Annotated in this window: 9 protein-coding genes; 6 read left to right on the top strand and 3 right to left on the bottom strand. The window is 39.4% G+C overall.

The genetic code is table 11. The features are described 5' to 3' along the window. Positions 1-46: 46 nt before the first annotated feature. From MMG00_RS09215 to MMG00_RS09205, 3 genes are all read left to right on the top strand, one after another. Positions 47-967, top strand: coding sequence for a Dyp-type peroxidase (locus tag MMG00_RS09215; protein WP_242147620.1), 921 nt, complete (start codon positions 47-49; stop codon positions 965-967). 390 nt (positions 968-1,357) lie between these two features. Further along, the gene (locus MMG00_RS09210) at positions 1,358-2,569 is read left to right on the top strand and encodes a multidrug effflux MFS transporter (protein ID WP_242147618.1); all 1,212 of its coding nucleotides are present in this window, start codon (positions 1,358-1,360) and stop codon (positions 2,567-2,569) included. A 129-nt stretch (positions 2,570-2,698) separates the two neighbouring features. Continuing rightward, on the top strand, positions 2,699-3,274 hold the full coding sequence (locus tag MMG00_RS09205; RefSeq protein ID WP_242147616.1) for a TetR/AcrR family transcriptional regulator: 576 nt from the start codon (positions 2,699-2,701) through the stop codon (positions 3,272-3,274). Between the two features lie 163 nt (positions 3,275-3,437). Here MMG00_RS09205 and yiaY read toward each other — a convergent pair whose 3' ends face one another. Then, positions 3,438-4,586 carry an L-threonine dehydrogenase gene (yiaY, locus tag MMG00_RS09200; protein ID WP_242147614.1) on the bottom strand — a complete coding sequence of 383 codons (1,149 nt, stop codon included), beginning with the start codon at positions 4,584-4,586 and terminating at the stop codon, positions 3,438-3,440. Between the two features lie 247 nt (positions 4,587-4,833). Next, complete coding sequence (locus MMG00_RS09195) at positions 4,834-5,586, bottom strand: potassium channel family protein (RefSeq protein WP_242147612.1); 753 nt, start codon at positions 5,584-5,586, stop codon at positions 4,834-4,836. 569 nt (positions 5,587-6,155) lie between these two features. Here MMG00_RS09195 and MMG00_RS09190 point away from each other — a divergent pair. Beyond that, positions 6,156-6,977 carry a putative hydro-lyase gene (locus tag MMG00_RS09190; RefSeq protein WP_242147610.1) on the top strand — a complete coding sequence of 274 codons (822 nt, stop codon included), beginning with the start codon at positions 6,156-6,158 and terminating at the stop codon, positions 6,975-6,977. Positions 6,978-7,085: 108 nt separating this feature from the next. After that, positions 7,086-8,138: a hypothetical protein gene (locus tag MMG00_RS09185; RefSeq protein WP_242147608.1), complete on the top strand. Its 1,053-nt coding sequence runs from the start codon at positions 7,086-7,088 to the stop codon at positions 8,136-8,138. A gap of 21 nt (positions 8,139-8,159) precedes the next feature. Here the strand turns inward: MMG00_RS09185 and recG are convergent, their stop codons facing one another. Further along, a complete protein-coding gene (gene recG, locus MMG00_RS09180; protein WP_242147606.1) occupies positions 8,160-10,211 on the bottom strand; it encodes an ATP-dependent DNA helicase RecG in 2,052 nt (683 codons plus the stop codon). A gap of 780 nt (positions 10,212-10,991) precedes the next feature. Here recG and nhaC point away from each other — a divergent pair. After that, on the top strand, positions 10,992-12,530 hold the full coding sequence (gene nhaC, locus MMG00_RS09175) for a Na+/H+ antiporter NhaC (protein ID WP_242147604.1): 1,539 nt from the start codon (positions 10,992-10,994) through the stop codon (positions 12,528-12,530). Positions 12,531-12,626: the final 96 nt, after the last annotated feature.

Here is a 12,626-nt window from a genome sequence, read left to right as displayed (position 1 = left end):
GAAGTTAGGCACAACAATTTAATGGCAGAAAAGAAAGGAGTAAGTGATGAGTGAACTGAATTTTCAGGAAGGTTTAATTATTGAAAACCGCGATCATGCAATCTTTATGGAAATTGATTTTAAAAGCGAAGATCTTGATGCTATTAAAGATGCAATTTCAGGGTTATTAGCAAGACAGCGTTCTTATATTAGCCGCTTTTCTGATTCAGGTTTACAGGTCGTGGTGGCGTTTGGCCGTGATGTTTGGACGAAGCTTTCAGGAAATAAAGAGAGTGCGCCTGAGCTTGTGGACTTTAAAGAGCTTGGTTATGGAATGGCTAAAGCGACGCAGCGTGATATGTTTGTACATATTAACTCTCACTCCCATCGTATTAATTTTTCTGTAGCGCAAGATTTAGTTAAGCTCTTTAAAGGGCTTGTGACGATTGAAGAAGAGGTTCATGGCTTTCGCTGGTTAGAAGCGCGTGATTTAAGTGGCTTTGTTGATGGCACGGAAAATCCCAAAGGCGCAAAGGATCGTCAGGACGTTGTGGTAATTAATGATGGCATTGATGCGGGCGGTAGTTATGTGATTGCTCAAAAATGGGTTCATTCATTAGAGCAATTTAATCACTTTGATCTTGAAACTCAAGAGGGCGTTTTTGGTCGTCATAAAGAGTCTGATATTGAGATGGATGATGAGGCAAAACCAGTTGGTGCCCATACGGAACGTGTTGTGATTGATGAAGATGGGGAAGAACTAGAGATCGTTCGCCATAGCTTGCCATATGGTTATGCAAGTGGTGAAAAAGGGCTCTATTTCTTAGCCTATAGTGCTGAGCTTAGCCGTTTTGTGAAGATGCTAGCAAGAATGTTTGGAGATGAGGATGAGCATTTTGATCGAATGCTCTCTTATACTCATGCGGTTACTGGGAGTTTCCTCTATGTCCCATCTTTGGATCAATTAGAAGAGATTGGTGCGGCGTAATGGTATTAATATCATTCAAAATTGCATAAAACTTTAAAATAGCGCTCGTTTGAGCGCTATTTTTTTGTAATGCCATTATCTATTTTCACAATAGGGCTTAGGAGAAGAGATTAGGGAAAGAAGATTTGGAGTGAATAAAGAGATCTCATCTCTCCCTTTTATAAATAGGGGGACAATACTAGCGCGATAAAGGGGATGAAATGATGTGGAGAATTTTATTTTAAGAGATGCTTGCAGGATTGAAATGATTGCTATATAGTCTTTTTCTAAATATTACCTTACGGTAGGTAGGTAATATTTAGATGAAGTATTAAAGATGATGTTTTAGCAGCAAAGCAAGGATGCTTTGATTATTTGATGAATGAATCATAGGTTAGAAAATAAAATTTTATGAGAGCAAAAATAGTGACGAGTAATCGTCGAGCGGTGAGTATCTCCCTTCTTCTTTTAATGGCGCTGTTAACGGCTTTAGATTCTATGGCCATTGATATGTATTTGCCGGGAATGCCAGATATCGCAGAAGATTTACAAGTCCCCTTTGGAAGGGTTCAACAAACATTAGCTATTTTTCTAGGTGGGCTTGCCATTGGGCAGGGGATTTATGGTCCTTTATTAGATCGTTTTGGCCGCAGAATCCCCTTATTGATTGGGATTATCATCTTTATTATAGGTTCTATCATGGGCGCAGTGGCACCAACTGTTGAGTGGCTTTTAGCCGCGCGCTTTATTCAAGCAATTGGCGCATCTGCAGGGTTAGTGACGCCAAGGGCTATTGTGGCAGATACTTGTAACTTAAAGGAATCTGCTCATGTCTTTTCGCTATTAATGCAAGCGATGATGCTCGGCCCAATTCTTGCCCCTGTTCTTGGCGGAATTGTGCTCGATATTAGTGATTGGCGGATGATTTTTTGGGTAATCGCCTTTGTCGGATTGATCAGTCTTGTTTGGGCTTGGTATTTAGTTCCCGATTCTCTACCGATTCAAGATCGCTCTCCTCTTAATGTAAAATATGTGTGTAAAACCTATTTCGCGCAGATGGGTAATTTTCATTTTATGCTCTATGCGCTTGCCTCTGGATTTGCGATGAGTGGGCTTTTTCTTTATGTCAGTAGCTCCGCCTATATTTTTAGAGAGCATTTTGGACTCTCATCAACCATGTTTAGTTATCTCTTTGCGATGAACTCGATAGGGCTTGTGGTAAGCGGCATGATCTCAAATATCTTTTTAGTCAGAGGTGTTTCCGCGCGTGCTTTATTGATGATTGGCATGATTATTCATACGCTTTTTGCTGCTATTTTATATCTATTAACGCAGCAGATGTCGCTAAGTATTTTGGTTTATACCGCCCTTTTAGCAATCTCTATTTCGGCATTAGGATTGGTATTAGGCAATATTACGGCATTAACAATGAATAGTGGCGGTAAACAAGCAGGTGCAGCTTCTTCTGTGATGGGCGTTTTACAATATCTATTGCCGGCAATTACAGGATATATTGCAACTCTTTTTGTGCAGAGCATTGCGCTATTACCAATTGCGATCGCGATTTGCGGTATTTTAGCAATAGGATTATTAATGCTTTGCCGAGTGCCCCAAAATGCATAAGTGTAAAGGTATATTGCCCCTTTCCCCAAAAAGGGGATCGCATGCTTTTGCGGAAGATTAAGAATCGGCGCTGATCATCTGTCATAACTAGTATATAATTTTTAGATAATAGAAAAATGGAATAGAGAGATGACAGCTTCGAAATTACAGCATGTGGCATTAATTCGATTTGCCGAGCAAGGATTTGATGCCACTACCATGAATGAGATTGCCAGTGATGTGGGGATTAAAAAGGCCTCTATCTATGCGCATTTTCGCAATAAAGATGAGCTTTTTTTAAGTCTTATTCCTATTATGATTGAGCGGGAATTAGATTACATTAAAGCCATGATTTGTGGTGGGGAATCTCTTAAAAAGCAGCTCTATGCTTATCTAGAGAGTTTAGATAGTCGTTTTATGAAATCACATGATATGCAGTTTTGGTTACGCACGATCTTTGCACCGCCATCGCATCTATATCATGAATCAATTACGCCAATGCATGCTTTTATGGATCATGTTGAGCGGCATCTTGTGAGTGTGATTGAAAGCTCGCCCTTAAGACATAATGTCAGTGATCTTTCTGTAGAGGAGCTAACAGCGACTTATATGGCAATGATTGATTCACTACAAACAGAGCTGCTTTTCGGAGGGCATGAAAAATATGAAAAGCGCTTTCAAGCGCTTTGGAAGGTATTTGATTGTGTCACAAAACTAAGCGCTTAAAGCGTGATGTTTGTTAAATCAGATAGTGATTTCAAGATTTATTTAGAGCTGTGAGGGAAGAGATCTGACATAAAAAAAAGCAGTTTTCAATTAAGAAACTGCTTTTTGCGATTAAGTCCATTTCATTAAATAGACATAGACTTAAAGGTCTATTGTTAAATGACTACATTGCTGCTTTAAAAATCCCTTCTACATCAGCTTGCGAGCCTTGTACAGGATTTGTTGCTGAACAGACATCTAAAAGCGCATTTTTAGCAAGAAGAGGGATATCTTCAGCTTTTGCATTTAAGAGTGTGAGATTGGCTGGGATATCAATTGATGCTGATAATTCACGGATTTTTGCAATAGCGGCATTTGCTCCATCCATATCACTCATCCCTTCAACATTCACATGGAGCGCTTTAGCCACATCTTTAAGGCGCGCTGCGGCAGCTGTTTTATTAAAATCTAAAACATGTGGAAGAAGAACCGCATTACAAACACCATGAGGTAAGTCATACATTCCCCCTAATTGGTGAGCCATTGCATGAACATAACCCAAAGAGGCATTATTAAATGCCATTCCAGCTAAGAATTGCGCGTATGCCATATTGTCACGAGCCGTAATATCGTTACCATTTTCAACCGCTGTTTTCAGGTTTTCAATAATCAGCGTAATCGCTTTAAGCGCACAAGCATCGGTAATAGGATTTGCCGCTGTTGAGATATAAGCTTCAATGGAGTGTGTCAATGCATCCATTCCCGTTGCAGCCGTTAAGCCTTTAGGCATTCCTTTCATTAGATGAGGATCATTAACAGAAAGGATTGGGGTTGAGTTTTTATCAACGATCGCCATTTTTACATGACGCTCTTCATCTGTGATGATACAAAAACGGGTCATCTCTGAAGCTGTTCCCGCGGTTGTATTAATTGCAACCATCGGTAATTGTGGGTGTTTGGTTTTATCAAGGCCTTCAAATGCGCTGATATCATCACCATTTGTGGCACAAAGAGCGATCCCTTTGGCGCAATCATGAGGAGATCCGCCACCAAGAGAGATCACAAAATCGCATTTTTCAGCTTTTAAAATCGCCAAACCATCCGCGACATTTTTGGTGGTTGGGTTTGGATTCGTGCCATCAAAAACAACAGCCGTCATACCATCTTTTTTAAGGAGATTGATCACTTCATCTGCCATACCTGATTTCGCAAGAAAGCTATCAGTGACGATTAATGCTTTTTTAAAGTTATAACCTTTTAACGTTGCAACAGCATCTACAAGGGCATTTTCACCGATAACGTTGACAGGTGGCATAAAGAAAGTACTGCTCATTATTTGACTCCTTTTGATCACAAATTTTGGATCAATTAGTGAATAAAAAACTTCTGACAATAACTCATGCAGCAATCGAGAACTAGGAAAGGTGCTGAATGAGAATTGTTTATCTTAAAATACTTTTCTATAGATTAATCCTCATTATAGGATGATTAATCTTTCGAGACTTGAAGTTAAAAGGGCAAATATTGATATGGATATGTTTTTCTTTAATAAAATTTTAATATGGAGTTTTAAATGATCATTAAGGATTTTTTGCCGGTAAATTACTGGAAATAGAGGCGCTCTCTTGTCGCTCTTTTGCTAAATGAGCTTGCCTATCTTTACTATTCCAAGCTTGCACCAGCGTTGTAATATAGACCGTAAAGATCGGGAAGATTGTAATCCCTGTAATGGCAAGAATGGCAGTACAGATCTTGCCGGCACCTGTAATGGGAATGATATTAGACCCAAGTGTTGTGACAGTCATTGAAGCCCACCAGAGAACATCATAATAAGATTTTACCTCTGGGTTTTTAGGAGATTCAAAGAGGAAAAAGATGAGCGTTAAGATATAGGCAATTGAGATAAAGATCGAAAGATAGGCAATGAAAAGGCCGGTGATCTTATTACTAATTAAAAGATTAATAAGTAATATCATCGCCACAACGCCGCGGATAATGGGCATAAACTTTAAAAGGTAGAGAAGATCAGCACTTAAATCCACGGAGTAATAGGTTAAAATATTGCTATAAGGAATCGATAAAGGTAGCAAGATAAAGTAGCGCTTAAAGTATTGCCATTTATCATCAGCAATAAGCATTAAGAGCATGAAATCAATCAGAAAATAGATACAGATCCAAAATTGCAAACGTGTCGGCTCTACATCGAGATTTCGCTGAATATTAGGAAGATCAACGATTGTAATATCGGCAATTAAGATGAGAGATGCCACAATCGTGAGAATATAGAGAGTTTTTCTAGCAAATAATTGGAAGTTAAAATGAATTTTAGTCATGGGCTTTGATCCAAAGTCAACAGCAGCAGAGATCCACAAAGATCTCTGTTTTTGTCTATAAATATTTACAACGATCAATTATAGCGTTTATTGCGAGGCTTCGGCATTAATTCCCTCTCTAACTGTGTGAAATCTTTTATATAGTCATTTGGTGTAAGAAACATTGTTTTAAAAGTCAAAGAGTACAACGTGAATCAAATGAGCTTGCATGATGCTGGATAGAATGATTCTTGCGCTTTTTATAACCGATTTGCCGGCGATCTAATTCAGTAACTTTTAAGCGGATGTTACTATAAAATAATTTTGAAAAAATAGCTGATGAGCCTTATTTTAATAATCTTATGGCAACAGCTTATTGCCACAAAATAGAGTAAAATTGGTTTAAGAAAAGCAAGTCTTAAACCGCTGGCACGGGATTTTAGAAAAAAATACGAAACATTCCTTCCAGCCTTGCATAAATCTATAAAGGTATCTATTAAACAGTGCTTACAAGATACCAAATAGCACATATTTCTTATGGTTAATAGCTGATGCGCGGCATTTAATAATCATCATTGAGGAGTGATAAAATGGAGAGTTTGTTAAATCAGAATTTATTAAATCAAGATACATTAGCAAAAATGTCCCCACAAAAGGTAAGAGCCTTGATTCGGGAAGGAGACTTAAAACGCCCAACGGCAGGAATTGCCAAAGGATATGCGCAAGGAAATTTAGTGGTTTTGCCACAAAAATATGCCTATGATTTTTTGCTTTTTGCCCAAAGAAATCCTAAGCCTTGCCCGATTTTAGAGGTCAGTGATGTGGGTTCTAGATGTTTTCATTTAACAGCTAAAGATTCAGATATCGCTCGCGATATCCCCCTTTATCGAATTTATGAAAATGGGGAATATGTCAATGAGCTTGAATCTGTGGAGGATTATTGGCGAGAAGATTTGGTGAGCTTTTTGCTAGGTTGCAGTTTTAGTTTTGAAGCGCCCTTAATGGATACAGAGATTGAGATGCGGCATATTACAGAAAATTGTAATGTCCCGATGTATATCACTAATATTGAAACAACGCCTGCCGGCATCTTTAGCGGTCCCTTAGTCGTGAGTATGCGCCCGATCCCTTATGATCAAGTTGTCAAAGCGGTGACTATTACTCAGCAGCTACCAGAAGTCCATGGTGCGCCTATACATATTGGTGATCCTTCTATCATTGGCATTCAAAATATTCATCAACCTGATTTTGGGGATTCCGTGATGATAAAACCTGGGGAAGTGCCGGTATTTTGGGCTTGTGGCGTGACTCCTCAAGCAGCGGTCATGCGCTCGAAGCCTGATTTCGTCATTACTCATGCGCCGGGACACATGTTTATTACGGATCTTAAAAATACGTTGTTATCTTCTTAAGAGGCGTTTTATTATATGGCGCCTCTTTGAAAGAAGGTATTAGCTCGAGTAGGGAGCGAATATTAGAAGAGACCGTTTTACTAAAAGTTAAAAATAAAAGGATCATCGATGAGCACGGCGCTAATAGCGAGTAGTGAGCCAAAACCTTTTTGGCAAACCCTTAAATGGATGTTGAGTGTTTTGATGGTATTGCTCTTCTTTTTAGACAAGATTCCATTGAGCGCTATCTCAGGGAATCTATCTGCTATGCATGAATCGACAATATTGGGAGTTACAATATCGTTTTCAGAAATAGAAGTTTCTCTACTGCGAGGAATTCTTCTAGGGCTTAATATGGTGCTTATTCCCATGTTTATCTTTATTGCCGCTTACTTATCACAAGGAAGTACAATAAAGGAGATTAATCATGGTGTATTGCCGGCATTCATCACTTATAGTGCCTTTCAGCTCTTAAACACAATCCCATTACTGTTAGAGGGGCATTTCTCTTGGCTAGCATTTTTCCTGTCGCCTTTAGATGGGGTTTGGTTTATTTTAGCCGTTCCTTTTTGGCAGTGGTTTAGCCTTTGGCTCTCTGGATTTAATCTGGGCTCGATAGCAAAAGTGCTACTTTTTTTAGGGTTTTTAGCCATAGGATTTCTCGCTTTCTATAAAGCGCTTCCTTATACAGGATTTGCCCTAGTAATTGGCTATTACCCCATTTTTTATTTAGGCCGGCAAGTATCTCATCACCTTATTGCAAGATGGCGAGGAGTTTCTTGGGTTGTCTTTATTGGTTTTCTTTTAGCTGTTTTAGCGCTATTTATGGGGAGTTTTTTAAGATTGCCAATGAGTGAGTCCTTAATAAAAACCTCCGGCATCTCAGCCACTATTGCGTTACTAAATTATCTTCTTTTTATGCTATTTAGTATTCTTTTAGGGATGATTGCGATCTACCTGATTCGTTATTTAAAGGTTTTGGAAAAAATTGCCCCAAAAGCCCTTGGGATCTATCTTATTCATCCAATTATTTGTACGGGATTACTCGCTATTTTGCACAGTTATGGTATTACCATTAACCTACTGTTGGCGCTGGGATTAACGGGGATAGCGGTTATTATCTCGCTGTTACTTGCATCAATCATGCCATTTAAGTGGTTGCTTGCGCCAAAGTTTTCGTAGAGAGAGGTTTTTACTTTGAATTTAGCTCCAAACAAATTCGCCACTATCGCCTATCCAGCGATCAATGAGTTTTTGGCTTAAGGCTTTATCATCAATGATTTTATTGGCAATTTCAGTCGCTGCTTCAATTAGGTGCTGATGATGGAAAAGATCTGCCATTTTAAAGCGAAACTCCCCTGTTTGCCTTGTGCCAAAGATATCGCCTGCGCCTCTGAGTTCAAAATCCTTCTCGGCAATCTCAAAGCCGTTATTAGTGGCTTGCATGATCTCTAATCTCTCGCGCGTCATATTAGATAAAGGTGGAGAATAGATTAAGAGACAAAAGGACGCTTTTGAGCCACGCCCAACACGGCCACGAAGCTGATGAAGCTGTGATAATCCTAATCTTTCAGCATTTTCAATAATCATGATAGAAGCATTGGGGACATCAACACCGACTTCAATAACGGTTGTTGCCACTAAAACATCGAGCTCATGGGCTTTAAACAATGCCATGATTGCTTCTTTTTCAGCAGATTTTTGTCTGCCATGAACAAGCCCAATACGTAGATGTGGTAAGCGCTCACAAAGATCTGCATAAGTTATTTCGGCAGCTTTTGCCGGCAATACTTCGGATTCTTCAATGAGTGTACAGACCCAATAGACTTGAGTACCTTCTTTGCACTGTGCATTAATTCTCTCGATCACTTTATCTCGCGCTTTTTCGCTCACGACCGTCGTGGTAATCGGAATACGATTAGGTGGATATTCATCAATGATTGAGCTTGAGAGATCTGCATAGAGCGTCATTGCTAACGTTCTAGGGATCGGTGTAGCCGTCATCATCAGTTGATGAGGCGTAAAGCCTTTGGGAGCTTTTTTCTGTAAAGTGAGGCGCTGCTCAACACCAAATCGGTGTTGTTCATCAATAATAACAAGGTTCAGTGATTGATATTCCACTGATTCTTGGAATACGGCATGAGTCCCTATAATGATGGAGACTTCGCCACTTTTAATTTTTGTTTGGGCTTCTCGTTTCTGTTTTTCAGTAAGTTTACCAGTGAGCAAGAGAGAAGTAATACCCAGTGGTTCAAACCATTTTTGCAGGTTAATCGCATGTTGCTCTGCTAGGAGCTCCGTTGGCGCCATAAAGACAGCCTGAAAACCAGCCTTGGCGGCATGAATTAAGGCGCCGGCAGCAACGACTGTTTTACCAGAACCTACATCTCCTTGTACTAAACGCATCATAGGTGATTGAGATTGGATATCATTTTCGATCTCTGAAATCACACGGCTCTGTGCGCCTGTTAATGTGAAGGGGAGATTTTCTTTAAACTGTGATATGGCATCTGGATCTAGATGAATAGGGCTCGATTTCTCGAGACTAAAATGTTCTCGAGATTTTTTAAGCGCCACTTGATGCGCTACGATCTCTTCGAGGGCTAATGTCTCTTGCACTGGGTATTTCTTATTCTCCAAGCGTTCAATATCCACATCTGTTGGTGGCTTGTGAAGAAAGTAGAGTGCATCTTTAAGATTCACATCGGGCGTTTCTAAAAATGCTGGAAAATGCTCTTCTTTGAGCTCTTGGAGGAGATTATCAATAAAGCCTTGCATCTGCCTTTGGGTAATGCCGGAAGTCAGTGAATAGATCGGCGTCATCCGCTCTTCTAACTCGGTGTCTTTATCCATAAAGTTTAAGACTTCCGGATGGCTCATCTCTAAGCGATTCATGCCATAACGCACCTCGCCATAGCAGCGGAGGGTTTTTAGTGCGTCAAAGCGCTTAATCATATTGGTGTAGAAGTTAAAGAACCTCACCGCAATCACGCCTGTTTCATCTTTTAACCAAACAATTAGGGTTGGGCGTTTACCGTGCGTCATCTCTTTTTTAAAGATCTCCCCTTCAATAATAGCAATTTGTGAAGGTTGTAGTAGCGCAATGGGCGTAATTCGAGTGCGATCTTGATAGCGAAATGGCAGGTGAAAAAGAAGATCAAGATAATTCTTAATCCCAATTTTCTCTAAAGTTTCGGCTGTTTTTGGACCTACGCCTTTAAGTTTGGTAATCGGTCGATTCTTTAAGGTTTCCACAATGAACTGAATTTGCCTGTAATGAAAGATTCAAGATGATTAATTTTGCCACGTTTAATAAGGATTGCGAACCCATTTGCGGTTCATATTAGCAAATAGTCGCTACTCGCGGATATTTCTCTCTCTTAAGGGTAGATAACGGGGAGGGTTTTGGGGTTGCTATCACGACTTATTTCTTTGGGGATTTTAAATTTCTGGTGTTAAAGTCTTTAGTTTTTTTAATACTAAAAAAGCTTTAAAAAAGTATTAAAAAAAGGTGTCTCAATTTTAGTGATTTTTAAAAAAGAAGAATTTTTTACGCTTCTTTTAAAGACTTTTTTGAAAAAATTAAGAAACTTTCCCCATCTTTTTAGGAAATAAACTAAATGAAAAAATGAATATTTTGTATAAAGTTTGCGCAAAATATCCTTTTTTCACAGCTATTTTTGAGGGGGGATTTCATTTTAAAAGTTTATTAAAGTTATTGATATACGTGGCGTATGTGAGTTTCTCTCTAATGAGAAAGCTAGTAATAATGACCTTTATGGGGATATTGCATTTAAAAAGGTTGTATGGATATACTGAAATTCGTCACCTTGAGGAGGGTGATTAAGCTTAAAAAGCAAAACAAAAAAGCAGAAGACAAATTAATGAACGATGAGACGAATTTAAAAGCCTATGGCAGACGTCATGGCTTTTGATGCAAAGACATCAATGTCTTGTCGTATAGATGTGATACCACCATCAAAAAAGCATTACGAAAACATAAATTATAAAACAATGTAATCAGAAGGAGGCTACATGGCTTGTTGTGACAACAATAAACTAGATAGCGAAGAAGTTTTTATTAAGCGCGATAAACCTTTGCCAAGTTTAACGATCGCTTTAATCCCCATTGTCTCGATGATGGTGTTACTGTTTACCGGTATTTTTCTCTTTGGTGCAGAGCCCCATATTCCGGTATTAATCAGTGCTGTAATTGCTGGAATTGTCGCCATTTACTTAGGCTACACTTGGTTTGAGATTGAAAAAGCGATTACCGCAGGTGTTGCGCTTTCTGTACAAGCCCTCTTAATTTTGATCATTTTAGGTACGCTAATTGCCACATGGCTGGCAGGCGGTATTGTTCCGACAATGATCTACTACGGATTAAATATCCTTTCTCCTGATTGGTTTTTGCCATTAGCGGTGATTATTACAAGTGGTGTATCGCTTACATCCGGTAATGCATGGACGGCCGCTGGAACTGTGGGAATTGCAGTGATGGGAGTTGGATTAGTATTAGGTTATAACCCTGCAATGGTGGCAGGAGCGGTAATTTCAGGTGCGTACTTTGGTGATAAACTCTCACCTCTTTCTGAAACGACCAATATGGCGCCAGGAATTATTGGCGTAAATCTTTTTGAGCATATTCGCTACATGCTCTATACCACGATTCCTGCGTGGGTGATGACGATTATTCTTTTTGTCATCTTAGGGATTTTTAATAGAACCGGTGTAACAGATATCTCTGATATCACCTTATTACAAAATCAATTAGATGAAATTTTTATCATCAGTCCATGGCTTATCTTGGTGCCGATTACCGTTTTAGGCATGATTATGTGTAAAATGCCGGCGATTCCAGGATTAGTGATTGGTTCGCTTTTAGGTGCTGTGGTTGCATTCTTTGTACAAGGTGAATCGATGGCAGCGATTTTGAATATGATGATTGTGGGTTTTGAAAAGCAGACCGGCAATGAAATGATCGATTATCTCCTTAATAATGGGGGCATCGAGAATATGATGTCTACGGTGAGCCTTGTGATGCTTGCGATGAGTATGGGTGGGATATTGGAATTAACGGGGGCTTTAGAAACGATTGTTAATAGGCTCTTACGCTTTGCTCGCTCAACAGGAAGTTTGATTGCGACAACAGCAGCATCATCGATTACGGCAAACGTGATTGCTTGTGACCAATATTTATCAATTCTTTTACCTGGGCGCATGTATATCCAAGCATATAAAGATAAAGGATTAGAGCTTAAAAACTTATCGCGCACAGTAGAAGATGCAGGAACCATGACCTCTTCACTTGTACCGTGGAATACTTGTGGAGCCTTCATGGCGACAACATTAGGCGTTGCAACGATTGAATATGCACCTTATGTCTTTATCGCTTTCTTAAGCCCACTTGTTGCCATCATTTATGGGTATACCGGATTTAGAATTGCAAGAGTTCCTCGGGCTGAGAGAACCGAGGAACCCGTTGACATAGACACTTCAGGCTCGGTTTTGATTGATGCAAATCCCGCATTAAAGCTTGAGGATATGCAATATCACAAAGGGCAAGGCATATAGTGTCTATTCCCAAAAATGTAGAAGTTTAGATTGAGATGTAGATTTACTAATAATTCATTATCAAAGCATAGCGGAGAAGCAAAAAGGAGACTCGAG

The organism is Ignatzschineria rhizosphaerae (assembly GCF_022655595.1).
Lineage (GTDB): Bacteria > Pseudomonadota > Gammaproteobacteria > Cardiobacteriales > Wohlfahrtiimonadaceae > Ignatzschineria > Ignatzschineria rhizosphaerae.
This window is presented reverse-complemented; position numbering and strand designations above follow the sequence as displayed.

Excerpts from the sequence above, each read along its gene's own strand:
- MMG00_RS09215 (WP_242147620.1), top strand. The coding sequence starts at position 47 with ATGAGTGAACTGAATTTTCAGGAAGGTTTAATTATTGAAAACCGCGAT.
- MMG00_RS09210 (WP_242147618.1), top strand. The coding sequence starts at position 1,358 with ATGAGAGCAAAAATAGTGACGAGTAATCGTCGAGCGGTGAGTATCTCC.
- MMG00_RS09205 (WP_242147616.1), top strand. The coding sequence starts at position 2,699 with ATGACAGCTTCGAAATTACAGCATGTGGCATTAATTCGATTTGCCGAG.
- yiaY (WP_242147614.1), bottom strand. The coding sequence starts at position 4,586 with ATGAGCAGTACTTTCTTTATGCCACCTGTCAACGTTATCGGTGAAAAT.
- MMG00_RS09195 (WP_242147612.1), bottom strand. The coding sequence starts at position 5,586 with ATGACTAAAATTCATTTTAACTTCCAATTATTTGCTAGAAAAACTCTC.
- MMG00_RS09190 (WP_242147610.1), top strand. The coding sequence starts at position 6,156 with ATGGAGAGTTTGTTAAATCAGAATTTATTAAATCAAGATACATTAGCA.
- MMG00_RS09185 (WP_242147608.1), top strand. The coding sequence starts at position 7,086 with ATGAGCACGGCGCTAATAGCGAGTAGTGAGCCAAAACCTTTTTGGCAA.
- nhaC (WP_242147604.1), top strand. The coding sequence starts at position 10,992 with ATGGCTTGTTGTGACAACAATAAACTAGATAGCGAAGAAGTTTTTATT.